Here is an 18,018-nt window from a genome sequence, read left to right on the forward strand (position 1 = left end):
CTACTGGCTCGCCGACAGCCCTGTTTCCACGGGCGATCCGTCCGGCCTCGGGCAGGGCAACACCACCCACCCGCTCCTCACCGCCGCCATCACGCTTCCAGACACCGACGGGCTGCTCTTCACCGGGCGGCTCTCCCTCGCCACCCACCCGTGGCTCGCGGACCACGCCGTCAACGGCACCGTCATCCTGCCGGGAGCCGCGCTCGCCGACCTCGCCATCCACACCGGCGACCACACCCACACCAGCACCCTGCAGGAGCTCACCCTCTCCGCCCCGGTCGTCATTCCGCAGACCGGTGCCATCCATCTGCGGGTGAGGATCGGCGGGGTGGAGGAGCGGACGCTGTCGGTGTTCTCGCGCGCCGAGGGTGCGGCGGAGGACGAGCCGTGGACGCGGCACGCGGACGGGCTGCTCACCTCGCACGCAGCCGAGCCCGGCTTCGATCTGGTGCAGTGGCCGCCGGCCGGTGCCGAGGTCGTGGCGGTCGACGGCCTGTACGGGACGATGGCCGCGAGCGGCCTGGAGTACGGGCCGGTGTTCCAGGGGCTGCGGGCGGCCTGGAAGGTCGGCGACGAGGTCTTCGCCGAGGTCGCGCTGCCCGAGGGCGCCGACACGAACGGGTTCGGGCTGCACCCGGCGCTGCTCGACGCGGCGCTGCACGGCATCGGGTTCTCCGGGGCCGACAGCGGTGTGGCCGAGCTGCCGTTCGCCTGGTCCGACGTGGCTCTCTACGCGACGGGCGCCACGGCGCTGCGCGTGCGGATCGCCCCTGCGGGGTCGGGCTACGCGCTGCACCTGGCGGATGAGCAGGGCGCTCCGGTCGCCTCCGTGGGCATGCTCGCCCTGCGTCCGGTGAACACCGGAGAGCTGGCGGCGGCGCAGGCCGCTCAGGCCCGGGATCTGTACGAGATCCAGTGGTCCGCGGTGGATACGGATCCGGCGGCGGAGAACACGGACGCCGTGGACGAGAGCGCGTTGCTGCGCGTCACGTCGCGGGCCGATGCCCGCTCCACGGTCGTCGACGTGCTCGCCCAGCTGCAAGCTTGGCTGGCGGACGAGGCCAACGCCGGTTCCGACGGCCGGCTGGTCGTCGTCACCCGGGGCGCGGTCGCCGCGCTTCCCGGCGAGGACGTCACCGATCTCGCGCAGGCCGCCGTGCACGGGCTCGTCAGGGCCGCGCAGGCGGAGCACCCGGACCGTGTCGTCCTCGTCGACACCGACGCGGATGCCGGTACCGGCCAGATACCGGCCGCCGTCCTCACCTCCGAGGAGCCGGAACTTGCTGTCCGCAACTCGCAGTTGTACGCGCCGCGGCTGGCTCGTTCGGCGCCTTCCGCCGAGGCGACCCCTTGGCGTACGGACGGCACCGTACTGATCACCGGCGGCACCGGCGGTCTGGGCGCGCTCACCGCCCGCCACCTGGTCGCCGAGCACGGCGTCCGCGACCTCTTGCTCACCAGCCGCCGCGGACAGGACGCCCCCGGAGCCGCAGAACTCGCGGCCGAACTCACCGAAGCGGGAGCCAACGTCACCATCGCCGCGTGCGACGTCTCCGACCGGGACGCCCTCGCGGAACTCCTCACCGACGTACCGCTCACCGCGGTGATCCACACGGCGGGTGTCGTGGACGACGGGACCGTCGAGTCCCTCACTCCCGGCCAGGTCGGTACGGTCTTCGGCCCCAAGGCCGAGGCCGCGCGGCATCTGCACGAGCTCACCGCGCACCTCACGCTCGACGCGTTCGTCCTCTTCTCGTCGACGGCCGCCACCTTCGACGGCACCGGGCAGGCCAACTACGCGGCGGCCAACGCCTACCTCGACGCCCTCGCCACCCACCGCCGTACGCACAACCTGGCCGCGACCTCGCTCGCCTGGGGCCTGTGGGCCCCCGAATCGGGCGGCATGGGTGCGGATCTGACGCAGGCGGATGTCGACAGGGTGGCGCGCGGCGGCGCGCTGGCGCTGGGCCGCGAGGCGGGCCTCGCACTGCTCGACGCGGCGCTGGTCGGTGGGAAGGCCCATCTGCTGCCGGTGCCCTTCTCCACCGCGGCGCTGGAGGCGCGGGCCGGGAGCCAGGGCCTGCCGGCCATCCTGCGGGGGCTCGTCAGGGCACCCGCGGCGCGGCGCGGCACCGTACAGGCAGCTGCGGGTACCGCTGCCGCGGAGAGCCTGAAGGACCGGCTGCTGAAGCTCCCGCCGGCCGAACGTACGCCGGTGGTGCTGGATCTCGTGCGGTCGCAGGTGGCCGCCGTGCTCGGGCACTCCGGGGTGGACGCCGTCGATCCGGCGCGCGGCTTCGGCGGGCTGGGCTTCGACTCGCTCGCCGCCGTCGAGTTCCGCAACCGGCTCACGCCGGCGACCGGACTGCGCCTCCCCGCGACGCTGATCTTCGACTACCCGACCTCCGAGGCCCTCGCCGAGTACATCCGCGAGCAGCTGGCACCCGCGCCGTCGGGCCCGGCCGCGCTGCGCGCCCTGGAGGCCGAACTCGCGGACCTGGAGGACCGGCTGGTCACCACGACCGACAACGGCGACGTGGACGAGCAGGACCACACCCGGGTCACCGACAGCCTGCGGGCCCTGGTGGCCCGCTGGACCGCACTGCGCGCCGGAGCCGCGGAAGCGGCGGCGTCCGCCGCGGCGGACGAGGCCGAACTGGCCTCGGCCGACGCGGACCAGCTCTTCGACATTCTCGACAGCGAGTTCGAACCTCTCGACTGACCCGGCCGACGCCGTCGCCGACGTATCCCCGTATGACCCGTTTGAGGAGAGATCCGACATGGTTGTTCAGGACCCCGCGCCGATAGCGGCCACCCGTAAGGAGACGGACCTTTGGCTGCTGGAGCGCCTGGTACCGGGATCGGGCGTCAACAACCTGTCCCTGACCTTCGACGTGGCCGGTGAGATCGATTCCGCGGCGCTGTCCCGGGCGCTGACCCTGGTGGTGCGCAAGTACGACATCCTGCGCACCGTCTTCCGTACCTCGGAGACCGACCTCACCAAGGAGGTGCTGGCGGCCGACGCGATCACCTCGATCGCCGTCACCTCGGTCGACGCCACTTCGGTCGACGCCACTTCGGTCGACGCCACTTCGGCCGACGCCACCGAGGACGGTCTCCAGGCCGCCGTCGAGGCGTTCGTCGCGGAGCCGTTCGCCCTGGACGGGAGCCCGCTCGTGAGGGCGGCACGCTTCCGGCGGGCGGGCGGCGAGGGTGACGTGGTGAGCGTCGCGCTCCACCACCTCGTCTTCGACGCGATGTCGACCGTCACGCTGCTCGGTGAGCTGATCAGCGCCTACCAGGCGCCCGACACGTACTCCACAGCCCCGGTCGCCGCGGTCGTCGAGGCGGAGCCGTCCGAGGAGAGCGTCGACTTCTGGCGCGACCAGCTCCGCGGCTTCCGCGGCGCGGACGACGGTCTCTGGTACGGGAATCCGGCCTCGGCCACCCCTAACCTGGCGGGCGACACCCTGCAGTACCCGCTCTCGGACGACGCCCGCGCCGTGGTCGGCCGCCTGCAGCGCGAGCTGCGCGCGCCGGAGGCCGTGATCCTGCTGGCCGCCTACTACCTGCTGCTCGCCCAGCACGGCGCGGGCACGGACATCGTCGTCGGCTCGCCCGTCAGCGTGCGCCCGCCCGGCCACGAGGGCGCCATCGGCTACCACGTGAACGTGCTGCCGCTGCGCGTCCGGATGGACCCGGCCAAGCCGTTCAAGCGGCTGGTGAACCGCGCCCGCGCGGTGTTCCTGGAGAGCCTCGGCGAACCGGGCGTGACCGCCGAGTCCGTACTGGACGAGGTGCGGGACGGCGGTTCCTCCTCCTGGCGGAACTCGCTCTTCAACCACCTGTTCAACTACGTGCCGGGCGGTACGTCGGGGACGTTCGAGGTGGCCGGGCACCAGGCCAGGATCCGCGGGGTGGAGAACGGCTTCAGCAAGTTCGACCTGGAGTTCTTCTTCATGCCGGAGCCCGAGGCGGAGAAGACCACGATCCGCGCCGTGTTCCGTACCCAGGTCTTCACGCCGGCCGACGTGGAGCTGCTGCTCGCCCGTTACGACGCCCTGCTGTGCACCCTCGGCGACCACCTCGACCGGCCGATCGGTGAGATCTCCGGCTGGAGCCCGGCCGACCACGCCGCGGTTCTGGCCGGCCACCGGGACGGACTGCCGCAGGCCCTCCTCGGACCCACCGTCGCGCCGTTCTCCGGCTACGCGAAGCTCGCCGCCAAGGCCGACAGTTCGGCCCTGACCCGGGCCTTCGTGGCCGCTCCCGACGGGACCGAACTGCCGGTGGGCGTCCGCGGCGAGCTCTGCCTCGCCGACGAGGACGTCACTCGCACCGGTGACGCGGCCCGCTGGCTCCCCGACGGCCGTATCGAGATCCTCGGCCGGCTGGACCGCCGGGTGACCGTGCAGGGGCTCGCCTTCGGGCTGGAGGACGTCGATGCCGCGCTGCTCGCGCACCCCGCCGTCGACGCCGCCGCCACCGTCGCCGCGGGCGGGGTCCTCGTCTCCTTCGTCGCCACCGCAGAAGGCGCCGAGGCCGGTCCCGGTCTGCTCGACCAGCTCTGGAAGCAGGTGCGCACCGACCTTCCCGGCCCTGCGGAGCCGGCTCGCATCGTCGTTACCGAGGGGCTTCCGACCGTGAACGGTGCAGCGGACCTGCAGGGTCTGCGGCTGCGTGCCGAGGAGCTGCTGCGCACCGAGGCCGCGCCGGAGCCGGTGGACACCACCGAGCTGACCCGTGCGCTGATCGCGCTGTGGAAGCAGTTCCTCAAGCGCGAGGACCTGGACGCGGATTCGGGCTTCTTCACCAGCGGCGGCCACTCACTGCTCGCCGTCCAGCTCCTGCAGCGCGTCAAGCGCACCACCGGTATCCAGGTGAAGATCCGGCTGGCCGACCTGTTCGCGCACCCGACCCCGGAGAAGCTCAGCGCCTACATCTCGAGCAAGAAGGCGTAGCGGGCCGCACGAAGGACGACTGAGGGGCTCGTACCGGCTGATCCGGTACGAGCCCCTTCGTCGTATCGCGTGGCCCCACCGTCGTGCCTACGCGACGCAGAACTCGTTGCCCTCGGGGTCCTGGAGAGTGACGCCGTAGTGGTCCAGGCCGTCCTGCGACAGGACGCGGACCTTCGTGGCGCCGGCCGCGACCAGCCGCTCGGCCTCGGCGTTCACGCGGGCGGTGCGGATCTCCAGCGGTACGTCCCGGCCGCCGCCGACCTTCAGGTCCAGATGCAGCCGGTTCTTGATCGTCTTGGCTTCCGGCACGACCTGGAAGAAGATGCGGGGACCGGCGCCCGTCGGGTCGACGAGGGAGTCCGCGCAGCTGCTGGACGGGTCGCCGAGCTCGTCCTCCGGCACTCCGATGCTGATCCAGTACGCCCGCCAGGTCGCGAATCCGGCGGGCGGGTCCTCCTCGCGGTACCCCAGGGCGGTCGCCCAGAAGGGGACCAGCACGGCGGGGTCGGCACAGTCGATGCTGATCTGCAGAGTGGTGGTCATACCTTCATCGTGCCAGCGGGGACTGACAGTCCGGCCATGCCGCCCCGCTCGTCAGCCGACCTCCGCCAGCCAGGCCTTCATGACGGTGTCGAAGCGCTCGGGCTCCTCGACGTGCGGCATGTGGCTGGACTGCTCGAAGAGCTCCCAGCGGGCCCCGGGGATGTGGTCGAGGAACGGCTGAATGGTCGCGGGGGTGGCCTCGTCGTACGCGCCCGAGATGATCAGGGTCGGCACGGCGACGGCGTGCAGCCGGTCGATGACCGTCCAGTCCTTCAGGGTGCCGATGACGTGGAAGTCGTTGGGGCCGTTCATGGTGCCGTAGACCGTCGGGTCGCTCTGCAGCTCCAGGAGTGTGGCGGCCACCTCGCGCGGCAGCGGGTTGGCCCGGCAGACATGGCGCTGGTAGAAGGCGTACACGGAGCGCTGGTAGTCCGGGTGGTCGAAGTCGTCGGTGGCCTCGTGGCGGCGCAGGGTGTCGCGGTGCACCGGCGGCATGGCGTCCTTGAGCCCCTCGCACGCCTCGCGCCACAGCGGCATGGAAGCCGGTGAGTTGGCGATGACGAGGCCGCGCAGCCCGGCGGGACGGCGGACGGCGTGCTCCGCGCCCAGCATGCCGCCCCAGGACTGGCCGAACAGCAGGTAGTCGTCGGCGATGCCGAGGTGGGCGAGGAGGTTGTCCAGCTCGTCGAGGAAGAGGCCGACGGTCCAGAAGTCGGCGCCGCGGTCCGGCAGCCGGGTGGAGCCGCCGTTGCCGATCTGGTCGTAGTGGATCACGGGACGGCCGGTGGAGGCGGCGAGTTCGGTCATCCGCAGCAGGTAGTCGTGGGTGGAGCCGGGGCCGCCGTGGGCGACGACCAGCGGGGTGCGCCCGGTGTGCAGATCGCCGGTGACCCGGTACCAGGTGCGGTGGCCGCGGAAGGGGGCGGTGCCCTTCTGGGTGGGGGCGGGGAACATCGTGGAGTACCTCACGTCTCGGCTCGGCGGTGGCTCGGTGGTGTGTGGTGTGGCTCGGCGGTATGGAGAACAGAACGGGTCGGGGAACGACGCAGGCGCCGCCGGCGGGAGTTCCCCCGCTGGCGGCGCCTGTGTCGGCGGCCGGGCGACGATCAGGCCCTGGCCGCCTCACGGCGGGAGTTGAGGATGACGGCCCCGGACAGGACGACCGTCCAGCCGGCGAGTACGAGCGCGGCGACGATGGTGCGGGTGCCGTGCAGCAGGGCGCCGTGGCCGATGTCGGCGAGCCAGTAGCTCGGCAGGGTCTTGACGACGGCGGTGAGCCAGCCGGGGAATCCCGTGGTCGGCAGCAGCAGCCCGCCGAGGAACCCGAAGAGCAGCACGAGGCCCTGGAGGTACATCTGCTGCTGCTCGACGGCCACGTACAGGCCGATGACCAGGCCCAGTACCGCGCACGGCAGGGCGGCGATCCAGATGCCCAGGGTGATCTGCAGCCAGCCGGCGGCGGAGAGGTGCACGTCCTGGAGCGTGGCGCCCGCGAGGGCGACGAAGAGCGGGCCGGGCAGCGCCACGATCATGCTGACGACGATCTTCGACAGCAGGTAGTTGCGCGGCAGCAGCGGGGTCAGCCGCAGCTGGCGGTGCCAGCCGATGGAGCGCTCGTGGGCGACCCGGGCGCTGGTGTGCATGGAGGAGGTGAACGCGCTGTACGCGGCGAGGCTGCACATCAGCCAGGCGCTGTAGGTGATGCCGTTGGAGTGCGGGATCACCTGGTTCTTGTAGAGCATGCACTCCATGAGGTAGAGCCCCACGGGCAGCACGATCGCGAAGATGATGAAGCGCGGTCCGCGGAGCATCCGCTTGATCTCGATGGACAGGTAGCCGGTCATGCGGCGTCCTCCTGCACGTCCGTCTCGTCGGCGGCGGTCAGCGAGAGGAACGCCTCTTCCAGGCCGCTGGCGCTGATCTCGATGTCGTACGCGTCGGGGTAGGTGGTGAGCAGGGCGCGCAGGCTCTTGTCGGAGTCCTCGCAGTGCAGTTCGACACGGCCCAGGCGCAGGGCGGCCGCGGTCACGCCGGGCAGCGCGCGCAGGTCCTTCTCGTTCGCGTCGGGGACCGAGGCGCGCAGCACGCGGCCCGCGGTGAGAGCACGGATCTTGGCGACGGTGCCGTCGGCGGCGATCTCGCCACCGCGCATGAGGACGACGCGGTCGGCGAACTCCTCGGCCTCGTCGAGGTAGTGGGTCGCGAAGACCACGGTGCGGCCGGTGTCGGTGAACTTCCGCATGGACTCCCAGAACTTGCGGCGGCTGCCGACGTCCATGGCGGAGGTGGGCTCGTCGAGCACCAGGAGCTGCGGGTTGCCGATGAGGGCGCAGGCGAAGCGGGCGCGCTGGCGCTGGCCGCCGGAGAGCTTGGTGCCGCGGCGGTCGACGATGTCCTCGATGTTGGCGCGTCGCAGCACCTCGTCGAGGGGCAGCGGCTTCTTGTAGAGGGAGGAGATCATCTCCAGCGTCTCGCGGACGGAGATGTCGTCGATCAGCGAGCCCTCCTGGAGGACGGCGCTGACCAGCCCTTCGCGTACCGCGAGGTAGGGGGCCCGGCCGAAGATGCTGATCTCGCCCGAGGTGGGGTGGGACAGGCCCAGGACCATGTCGATGGTGGTGGACTTGCCGGCGCCGTTGGGGCCGAGGAGCGCGACGACCTCGCCGGGGGCGATGGTCAGGTCGATGCCCTTGACGGCCTGGACCTCGCCGTAGACCTTGCGCAGTCCGGTGACGCGGATGGCCGGCTCGACCTCGGACGCGGCCTTCGCATCGGACGTGGTCTTCGGGTCGGCGGTGGCCTCGGCGGATACGAGGACCGGCGCCGGCGCCGGCGGAGCCGCTACCGGAACGGTCCCCTCTGCCCTGGCGGCGGTGGTCTTCTCTGTGGTCTTCATGTCACATCCGGATCTGTCGGGAGAGGTCCTGTGCGGTCAGCAGCTCGGCCAGCGCCGTGGCGGCGCCTTCGTCACGCAGCAGGTCGGTGTGATCGCAGTCGAACCGGAGTTCACGGGCCACGGCTCCCGCCGCGCCGTCCGGGTCGGTGGAACGCAGCCGGTTGAGTCCGCTGAGCGGGCTTGCGGAGCTGAACGCCAAGGCGTCGGTCCACGCGGTGGCGGCCGAGGAGTTGAGCTGGCCGGCCGCGACGACGTAGGCGACGAAGGAGGTGAAGGACTCGGTGAACTCGGTCCGGCTCTCGGGCTCCAGCTCGATCTCGTCGAAGGCCGCTTCGCTGATCTCCCGGAAGAGCCCGACGAGCACCGGGCCGATGTACCCGAGGTTGTCGGGATCGGCCTCCAGCGCCTTGCGGGCGGTCTCCTGGGCCTCGGCGACCGGCTCGGCACCGATGATTCCCGCGAACAGTTCGACGGACTTGTGGAACTGCCAGAGCAGGCCGAAGGCGTTGGCCTGCTCCGGGTCGAACAGGATGAGCTGGGGGGCTCGTTCCTGCCACTGCGCTATCCGGCCGGCCAGGGCGGCGGCGTACACCGCTCCGGCGCAGAAGCCGAGTACGGCGCCGACCGGCCGGCCGCTGGCGCGGACGTCCTCGAACCAGCGGTCGAGGTACTCCTCGCCCGACGGCCCGATGTCGGTGGCGATGGCCTGCGGCATCGTCTCCCAGACCGGATGGCTGGTGGCGGTGAGGCCGACGATGTCGGCGAATCGCGCATCGGGTCGCCCGGTGGCCGTGAAGTCGACAGCGAGGACCAGATCTCCTGGGCCCTTGCCGCCGATTTCCCACCATGCATCGGATCTCTCCACCAACAGCCCCTTCCGTTCCCTGCTGTCCCGTGCACCCGCATTGGGAGTGCTTCCGATGCTAGAAGCGGGCAATTGCACTGAGATCCCCTAGCGGACCCCCTAGCGCCCCCTACTCGCCGGGGGCACCCGCCGCTGCCGGTGCCGGTGCCGATTCCACGATCTCCAGCAGTTGCTCGGCCAGCTCGTCGGGCGTCTCGTACTCGTAGATCACGGCGGCGGACAGCCGGGCACCCACGGCCGCGCCGATCCGGTCGCGGAACTCGACGGCGAGCAGCGAGGAGAAGCCGAGGTCGATGAACTCGCTGTCGGCTTCGATCTCCTCGGCGGACGCGTGCCCGAGGACGGACGCGGTGACGGTGCGCACCAGGTCCAGCAGGAGCGCGGCGCGGGCCGGCTCGTCGGCCGCGTGCAGGCGCCGATGGAACTCCAGCGGATCGTCTGCCGGCTCCTCCTCGACGGCCTCCGGCAGCTCCAGCGCGCTGCTCGCGGCGCCGGGAGAGACGGGTCCGGCCGAGGCGCGGCCGGCGGCCGCCAACCAGTAGTGCTGGTGCTGGAAGGGATACGTGGGCAGCGGGGCACGGCGTGCGCCGGTGCCGTCGAAAAGCGCGGCCCAGTTCACGGTGGCGCCGCGCATCCGCAGCCGGGCGGCGGCCTCCGTGACCGCGTGCGGCTCGGTGCGGTCCCTGCGCAGTACGGGGATCACGGCGGCGGTCGCCGGTGCGGTCAGGCAGTCGCGGACCAGCGCGGACAGGACGGCGTCCGGGCCCAGTTCGAGATAGGTGGCGGCGCCCTCGGCCTCCAGGCTGCCCACGGCGTCGGCGAAGCGCACCGTCTCGCGGACGTGCCGCACCCAGTAGTCGGGGGTGCGCAGTTCCTGCGCGGTGACGGGCTTGCCGGTGAGCGACGACACGATCGCGATGGTGGGCTCGTGGTACGTCAGTCCCGCGGCCACCCGCCCGAACCCGTCGAGCATCGGTTCCATCAGCGAGGAGTGGAAGGCGTGGCTGACGGTGAGGCGCTTGGTCTTGCGGCCCAGGTCACGGAAGTGCCCGGTGACCGCCTCGACCGCCGCCTCGTCGCCGGAGACCACGACGGACTGCGGGCCGTTGACCGCCGCGATCCCGACCCCTTCCGTCAGTTGCGGCAGAACCTCTGCCTCGGTGGCCTGAAGGGCGGCCATCGCGCCGCCCGCCGGCAGCGCCTGCATCAGCCGGCCGCGTGCGGCGACGAGCGCCGCCGCGTCCTCCAGCGACCAGAGCCCGGCGACGTGCGCGGCGGCCAGTTCGCCGATCGAGTGCCCGGCCAACAGGTCTGGCCGCACGCCCCAGGACTCCAGCAGCCGGAAGAGGGCCACTTCGAGGGCGAAGAGCGCGGGCTGCGCGTAGCCAGTCGTGTCCAGCAGCGCCGCCTGCGCGCTGCCCGGTTCGGCGAAAAGCACCTGCTGGAGGGGGTGTTCGAGGTGTGGGTCGAGCGCGGCGCACGCGGCGTCCAGTGCCTGCGCGAACGCCGGCTGCGAGGCGTGCAGTTCACGGCCCATACCGGGCTTCTGGCTGCCCTGCCCGGTGAAGAGGAAGGCGGTACGGCCGCTCCCCTGCGTCTCCTGAAGCACGGCCGGGCCCTGACAGCCGGCCGCGAGCCCCTCCAGCGCTGCCAGCAGCTCCGCCCGGCTGGCGGCAACGACCGCCGCGCGGTGGCCGAGCAGCGTGCGGGAGGTTGCCAGGGAGAGCCCGAGGTCGGCAGCCGACAGCTCCGGGCGGTCCGTCGCCCAGGCGTGCAGCCGGGCCGCCTGGGCGCGCAGTCCCGCGGCGCCCTTGGCGGACAGCAGCCAGGGCACCGGACGGTGCTCCGGCGCCGCTACGGTCTCCGCGGGCTCGTCCTGCGGTGCCTGTTCCAGGACGACGTGGGCGTTGGTCCCGCTGATGCCGAACGCGGAGACAGCCGCGCGGCGCGGGCGGCCGCTGTCGGGCCAGGCGCGAGCCTCGGAGAGCAGCTCGACGGCGCCCGCAGACCAGTCGACGTGCGGGCTGGCTTCGTCGATGTGCAGCGACTTGGGGAGCACCGCGTGGCGCAGCGCCATCACCATCTTGATGACGCCGGCGGCGCCCGCGGCGGCCTGGGTGTGCCCGAGGTTCGACTTCACCGAACCGAGCCACAGCGGCTGGTCGGCGGGCCGGTCCTGGCCGTAGGTCGCGATGAGCGCCTGGGCCTCGATGGGGTCGCCCAGTACGGTGCCGGTGCCGTGCGCCTCGACGGCGTCGATGTCGCCGGTGCTCAGCCCGGCGGCGGCCAGCGCCTCCAGGATCACCTGCTGCTGGGACGGGCCGCTGGGGGCGGTGAGGCCGTTGCTGGCACCGTCCTGGTTGATGGAGCTGCCCCGCACCAGGGCGAGGACGGGGTGCCCGTTGCGCCGTGCGTCGGAGAGCCGCTCCAGGAGCAGCACGCCGACGCCCTCGCCCCAGCCGGTGCCGTCGGCGGCCTTCGCGAACGGCTTGCACCGGCCGTCGGGGGCCAGCCCGCGCTGCCTGCTGAAGTCGATGAACGTGTCGGGGGTGGCCATGACGGTGACGCCGCCGGCCAGGGCGAGACCGCATTCGCCGTTGCGCAGCGCCTGCATCGCCAGGTGCAGCGTCACCAGCGACGACGAGCAGGCGGTGTCGACGGTGACGGCCGGGCCCTGGAGCCCGAGCGCGTACGAGACGCGCCCGGAGAGCACGCTGCCGGCCGTGCCGGTGCCGAGGAAGCCCTCGACGCCGTCGGGGATCGACGCCCGGTCCGATCCGTAGTCGTGGTACATGACGCCCGCGTAGACGCCGGTCCGGGTGCCGCGCACGGTCGCCGGGTCGATGCCGGCGTGCTCGAACGCCTCCCAGGACGCCTCGAGCAGCAGCCGCTGCTGCGGGTCCATGGCGAGGGCTTCGCGCGGGCTGATACCGAAGAACGCGGCGTCGAAGTCACCGGCCCCGGCGAGGAATCCGCCCTCCTTGGCGTAACTCTTGCCCAGGGCGTTCGGGTCGGGGTCGTAGAGGTTCTCGACGTCCCAGCCGCGGTCGGTGGGGAAGCCGCCGGCGCCGTCGCCACCGGCCGCCAGCAGCTCCCACAGCTCCTCGGGCGAGGTGACCCCGCCCGGGTAGCGGCAGCTCATACCGACGATGGCGACGGGCTCGCGGGTGCGGTCCTCCAGGTCCTGGATGCGGCGGCGGGCCTGGAGGAGATCGGTGGTCGCCCGCTTCAGATAGTCGCGGAGCTTCTGTTCGGTGTCCGTGGTCATGCGTGCTTCAGCTCCTTGGAAAAGGCAAGCGGGCGATCGGATGGGACGCGGGTCAGTCGGAGCCGATCTCGCCGTCCAGCAGGGCGAACAGCTCGTCGTCCGAGGCCTCGTCGACGGTCGCCGCCTCGTCCGGACCGGCGGGCGCGGGCGCTGCCGCGTCGTGCCAGCGGGACAGCAGCGCCTGGAGGCGCACGGTGACCTTGGAACGGGTCAGCTTGTCCAACCCGTCGGTGTTCAGCAGCGGTTCGAGCTGTTCCAGACTGGCGAGGAGCGCGTGCGCGGGGTCGTCGTCCGCGGGCGCCAGTGCCTGCAGGAGGTGGTCGGCCAGCTCCAGCGGTGTCGGGTAGTCGAAGACGAGCGTGGCCGGCAGGCGCACCCCGGTCTCGACGACGAGCCGGTTGCGGAACTCCACGGCCGTCAGCGAGTCGAAGCCGAAGTCCTTGAACGGCTTCTCCGCCTCGACCGGCTGGTCGGCGGCGAAGCCCAGCACGTTCGCGACCTGCTTGCGAACCAGCCCCAGCACCAGCTGCGGCCGTTCGCCGGCCGGCAGCGCCGCCAGCCTCGCGGTGAGGCCGCCGTCCGCCGCGCCCGCACCGCCGGCCGCCGCCGCGCGCCGTACCGGCCCGCGTACCAGCGACCGGAACATGCCGGGCACCTCGCCGCTCATGGCGCGGCCCAGGGCCCGGGTGTCCAGGCCGACCGGCACCAGGAGCGCCCGGTCGGCGGCCACCGCCGTGTCGAACAGCGCGAGGCCCTGCTCCTGGCCGAGGGCCAGGATGCCGCCGCGCGCCATCCGCTCGACGTCGGCCCCGGTCAGGGCCGAGCCCATGCCGCCGGTCGCCGGGTCCCACAGGCCCCAGGCGAGCGCCGTGCCCGGCAGGCCGGCAGCCCGGCGGTGCGCGGCCAGGCCGTCCAGATAGGTGTTGGCGGCCGCGTAGTTGCCCTGCCCCGCACCGCCGAAGACGCCGGCCGCGGAGGAGAACAGGACGAACGCGTCCAGCTCGGTGCCGGACTCCACTGTCAGCTCGTGCAGATGGCGGGCGGCGTCGGCCTTCGGGCCGAGCACGGACGCGACGCGGCCGGGCGTCAGCTTGCCGATCACGCCGTCGTCCACGATGCCCGCCGTGTGCACGACCGCGCTGAGCCGTACGCCCGACAGCACTCCGGCCAGGCTGTCGCGGTCCGAGACGTCGCAGGCGGCGACGGTCACCGCGGCGCCGGCCGCCTCCAGTTCGGCGACCAGGACGTCCGCGCCGGGCGCGTCCGGGCCGCGCCGGCTGACCAGCAGCAGGTTCCGCACGCCCCGGGCGGTGACGAGGTGCCGGGCAACGAGCGCGCCCAGACCGCCGGTGCCGCCGGTGATCAGTACGGAGCCGTCCGGGCTCCAGGGAGCGCCGTCGGCCTCTTCCGCCGTGGCCGCTCGGACGAGGCGCGGCGCCCACAACACGCCGTCCCGGAGTGCCAGTTCGGATTCGGCGGCGGAGAGCACGCCCTCCGGAACACCGTCTGTGTCGCTGTCCAGCAGGACGATGCGGCCCGGATTCTCCGCCTGCGCGGCCCGTACGAGACCGGTCACCGCGGCCTGGCCCAGATCTGTCACCCCCTCGCCTGGGGTCACCGCCGCCGCGCCGCGGGTCAGGACGAGCAGCCGCCCGTCCTCGTTCTCCTCGTCGGCCAGCCACTCCTGGAGGCCGGTCAGTACGGCGGCGACCGCGTCGGCCGCGGAGCGCCCGGCCGGTGTCGCCAGAACGGTCGGCGCGGGTCCGGAATCCGCGGCGCCGGAGGTGATGACCTGCTTCCACTCGACGGTGAACAGCGCGTCGTCGGAGGTGTCCGGGGTGCCCAGCTGCGCCGTGGAGACCGGCCGGAGGGTGAGCGTGCCGATCGACGCGACCGCGCCGCCCTCGGCGTCCGCGACCCGCACCGAGATGCCGCCGGGGGTGGCCGCCGGGGCGAGCCGGACCCGCAGCGCCTGGGCGCCCGAGGCGTGCAGGGTGACGTCCGACCAGGCGAACGGCAGCCACGTGGCGTCGGCGTCCGCGTCGGCCGGGCCGCGCATCAGACCGGGGCCGCCCAGCGCGACCCCGTGAAGGGCGGCGTCCAGCAGCGCCGGGTGCAGGCCGAACAGCCCGGCCTGCGACTCCTCCTGCTCGGGCAGCGCGACCTCCGCGAAGACCTCGTCGCCGAGCAGCCACGCGGCCCGCAGACCCTGGAAGGCCGGGCCGTACTCCAGGCCGCGGCCGGCCAGCTCGTCGTAGAGGTCGTCCACCGCGACCGGCTTGGCGCCGGCCGGGGGCCACTGCGCCAGATCGAACCCTGCGGCGGGGGCGTGCTCGGTGAGCGCTCCGTCGGCGTGCCGCGTCCACGCCGTTCCCTCGGGTGCTCCTTCCGGCCGGGAGAAGATCGTCACGGCACGCTGCTCGCCGCCGTCCAGCCGCACCCGCACCTGGACCGCGCCCACGGCGGGGACGACCAGCGGCGCGTGGAGCGTCAGCTCCTCCAGCGTGCCGCAGCCCGCCAGGTCACCGGCGTGCACGGCGATCTCGACGAGCGCGGTGCCGGGGACGATCACGGTGCCGTTGACGGCGTGATCGGCCAGCCACGGGTGGGTGGCCAGTGAGAGCCGCCCGGTGAACAGCAGCCCGTCCGACTCCGGAATGCCGACGGCCGCGCCCAGCAGCGGATGCCCCGCCGCGTCCTGGCCGAAGTCGGCGGCGTCGCCGCTAGGCAGGGCGTTGGACTTGAACCAGTAGCCGCGGTGCTGGAAGGCGTACGTCGGCAGGTCCACGAGACCGGCGGCGGCGCGACCGGCGAAGAAGGCCCTCCAGTCCACACCGATCCCCCGCAGGTACAGGCGGGTGACCGCCTCCACCAGGGTCTGGGCCTCGTCGCGGTCCCGGCGCAGCGCCGGGACCAGGACCGACGCGACGGGGTCCGTCACGCTCTCGGCGCCCATCGCGCTCAGCACGGCGTCGGGTCCCAGCTCCAGGAACGCGGTGACGCCCCGCTCCTCCAGGGTCGTGACGGCGTCGGCGAAGCGCACGGCCTCGCGGACGTGCCGGACCCAGTAGGCGGGGTCGGTCAGCTCCTCGGGGGTGGCGGCCTTGCCGGTCAGGGTCGACACGATCGGGATCGAGGGCGCGTTGTACGTGAGCCCGGCCGCGACGGCGCGGAACTCTTCGAGCATCGGCTCCATGTGGACGGAGTGGAAGGCGTGGCTGACGGTGAGGCGCTTGGTCTTGCGCCCCAGCTCGTCGAAGTACGTGACGACCTGGCCGACGGCGTCCTCGTCGCCGGAGACGACGATCGAGGTGGGCCCGTTGACGGCCGCGATGCCGACGCGGTCGGTAAGCCGCGGCAGGACTTCGGCCTCGGTGGCCTGAAGCGCCGCCATCGCACCCCCGGACGGCAGTTGCTGCATCAGTCGGCCGCGAGCAGCGACCAACAGAGCGGCGTCCGCCAGCGACCAGACCCCGGCTACGTGCGCTGCCGCCAGCTCACCGATCGAGTGACCGGCCAGCACCTGCGGCCGGATCCCCCAGGCGGCGACCTGCCGGAACAGCGCCACCTCCAGGGCGAACAGCGCGGGCTGGGTGTAGCCGGTCGCGTCCAGCGATCCGTCCTCCCCGAACAGCACCTCCTTGAGCGGACGGTCCAGGTGCGCGTCGAAAGCCGCCGCCACCTCGTCCAGGGCCGCCGCGAACACGGGGAACGCGGCGTACAACTCGCGCCCCATCCCGGCCCGCTGGCTGCCCTGGCCGGTGAACAGGAAGCCGAGCTGTCCTGATCCGGGGCCGTCGCGCAGCACGCCCGGCGCGGACTGGCCGTCGGCGAGTGCCGCGAGCGCGGTGAGTAGTCCTTCCCTGTCCCCTGCCACGACGCCCGCCCGGTACGGGAAGGCGGAGCGCGTCGTGGCGAGGGCCGAGCCGACCGCGGACGGGTCCGCTGCCACGGATCCGTCCCGCAGGTGCTCGTGCAGGCGGCGGGCCTGGGCGGTCAGCGCATCCGGGGTGCGGGCGGACAGCAGCCACGGCACCACCGGCAGTTCGGCGACCTCGGCGGACTCCGCCGTCTCATCGGCCGGGGTCTCCTCCAGGATGACGTGGGCGTTCGTGCCGCTGATGCCGAAGGAGGAGATGCCCGCGCGGCGGGTCCGCTCCCCCGCCGGCCACGGCCGGGCCTCGGTGAGCAGCTGGACGGTCCCCGCCGACCAGTCGACGTGCGAGCTGGGCGCGTCCACGTGCAGGGTGCGCGGCAGCTCCTCGTGGTGCAGGGCCAGCACCATCTTGATGATGCCCGCGACGCCCGCCGCCCCCTGGGTGTGCCCGAGGTTGGACTTGATCGAGCCCAGCCACAGCGGCTGGTCCTGCGCACGCTCCTGGCCGTAGGCGGCGATCAGCGCCTGCGCCTCGATGGGGTCGCCGAGCTTGGTGCCGGTGCCGTGCGCCTCGACGGCGTCGACCTGGTCGGCCGAGAGCCGGGCGCTCGCCAGCGCCTGCCGGATCACGCGCTGCTGGGAGGGCCCGTTGGGCGCGGTGAGACCGTTGCTCGCGCCGTCCTGGTTGACGGCGCTGCCGCGGACCACGGCCAGCACGCGGTGCCCGTTGCGCCGGGCGTCGCTGAGCTTCTCCAGCAGCAGGACGCCGACGCCCTCCGACAGCCCGGTGCCGTCGGCGGCCTCCGCGAACGGCTTGCAGCGGCCGTCGCCGGCCAGCCCGTCCGCCCGGCTGAACTCCAGGAACGTTCCGGCGGAGCCCATCACCGTCACCCCGCCGGCCAGCGCCAGCGTGCACTCCCCCGCGCGCAGCGCCTGCCCCGCGAGGTGCAGGGCGACCAACGCGGACGAGCAGGCGGTGTCGATGGTGACGGCCGGGCCCTCCAGGCCCAGCGCGTACGAGACCCGGCCGGACAGGACGCTGCCCGCGACGCCGGTCATCATGTGGCCGGCGACCTCGGCGGGCATCTTCTGCAGCCCGCGCAGGTAGTCGGAGCTGCTGACGCCGGTGAAGACCGCCGTGCGGGTGCCGGAGAGCGCCACCGGGTCGATCCCGGCGCGTTCCAGCGCCTCCCACGACGTCTCCAGCAGCACCCGCTGCTGGGGGTCCATCGCGAGGGCCTCGCGCGGGCTGATCCCGAAGAACTCGGCGTCGAACTCGGCGGCGTCGGCGAGGAAACCGCCCTCGGGCGCGCCGTCGCCCGCCGCGCCGCCCTTCTCCCGTTCGCTGTCCTGGAACTGGGTGAGGTTCCAGCCGCGGTCGGTGGGGAACGGCGTCAGACCGTCCTCGCCGGCCGCGAGCAGCTCCCACAGCTCCTCGGGTGAGGTGACGCCGCCCGGGAAGCGGCAGGCCATACCGATGATCGCGATCGGCTCGCGGTCCTTGTCCTCCGCGTCCCGCAGCCGCCGACGGGCATCGTGCAGGTCAGCGGCGACCCGCTTGAGTGTGTCGACCAGCTGCTTCTCGTCCGCCATCAGTTCTCCGTAAAT

The 18,018-nt window shown here is 72.9% G+C and carries 8 protein-coding genes and 1 pseudogene; 2 read left to right on the plus strand and 7 right to left on the minus strand.

All coding sequences use genetic code 11. The annotated features are described in order from the left end of the window. Positions 1-2,722, plus strand: a 2,722-nt coding sequence (locus AC07DC_RS41435; RefSeq protein WP_478920130.1) for a type I polyketide synthase, incomplete at its 5' end; no start/stop codon positions are given. 58 nt (positions 2,723-2,780) lie between these two features. Then, a complete protein-coding gene (locus tag AC07DC_RS41440) occupies positions 2,781-4,961 on the plus strand; it encodes a condensation domain-containing protein (protein ID WP_478920131.1) in 2,181 nt (726 codons plus the stop codon). Positions 4,962-5,048: 87 nt separating this feature from the next. Here the strand turns inward: AC07DC_RS41440 and AC07DC_RS41445 are convergent, their stop codons facing one another. From AC07DC_RS41445 to AC07DC_RS41475, 7 genes and pseudogenes are all read right to left on the minus strand, one after another. Continuing rightward, a complete protein-coding gene (locus AC07DC_RS41445) occupies positions 5,049-5,504 on the minus strand; it encodes a VOC family protein (RefSeq protein ID WP_478920132.1) in 456 nt (151 codons plus the stop codon). A 51-nt stretch (positions 5,505-5,555) separates the two neighbouring features. Then, positions 5,556-6,458 carry a proline iminopeptidase-family hydrolase gene (locus AC07DC_RS41450; RefSeq protein WP_478920133.1) on the minus strand — a complete coding sequence of 301 codons (903 nt, stop codon included), beginning with the start codon at positions 6,456-6,458 and terminating at the stop codon, positions 5,556-5,558. A 152-nt stretch (positions 6,459-6,610) separates the two neighbouring features. After that, entirely contained in the window at positions 6,611-7,348 is a 738-nt protein-coding gene (locus AC07DC_RS41455) for an ABC transporter permease (RefSeq protein ID WP_478920134.1), read from the minus strand. Next, the gene (locus tag AC07DC_RS41460) at positions 7,345-8,400 is read right to left on the minus strand and encodes an ABC transporter ATP-binding protein (protein WP_478920135.1); all 1,056 of its coding nucleotides are present in this window, start codon (positions 8,398-8,400) and stop codon (positions 7,345-7,347) included. The genes AC07DC_RS41455 and AC07DC_RS41460 overlap by 4 nt, the downstream gene beginning before the upstream one ends. A gap of 1 nt (position 8,401) precedes the next feature. Next, positions 8,402-9,265, minus strand: a complete 864-nt coding sequence (locus AC07DC_RS41465) for a hypothetical protein (protein ID WP_478920136.1) — start codon at positions 9,263-9,265, stop codon at positions 8,402-8,404. A 178-nt stretch (positions 9,266-9,443) separates the two neighbouring features. Further along, positions 9,444-12,533: pseudogene (locus AC07DC_RS41470) on the minus strand (type I polyketide synthase); the annotation flags it as partial. Positions 12,534-12,585: 52 nt separating this feature from the next. Continuing rightward, positions 12,586-18,003 carry a type I polyketide synthase gene (locus AC07DC_RS41475; protein WP_478920138.1) on the minus strand — a complete coding sequence of 1,806 codons (5,418 nt, stop codon included), beginning with the start codon at positions 18,001-18,003 and terminating at the stop codon, positions 12,586-12,588. Positions 18,004-18,018: the final 15 nt, after the last annotated feature.

This window comes from Streptomyces sp. NPDC045021 (assembly GCF_056432645.1).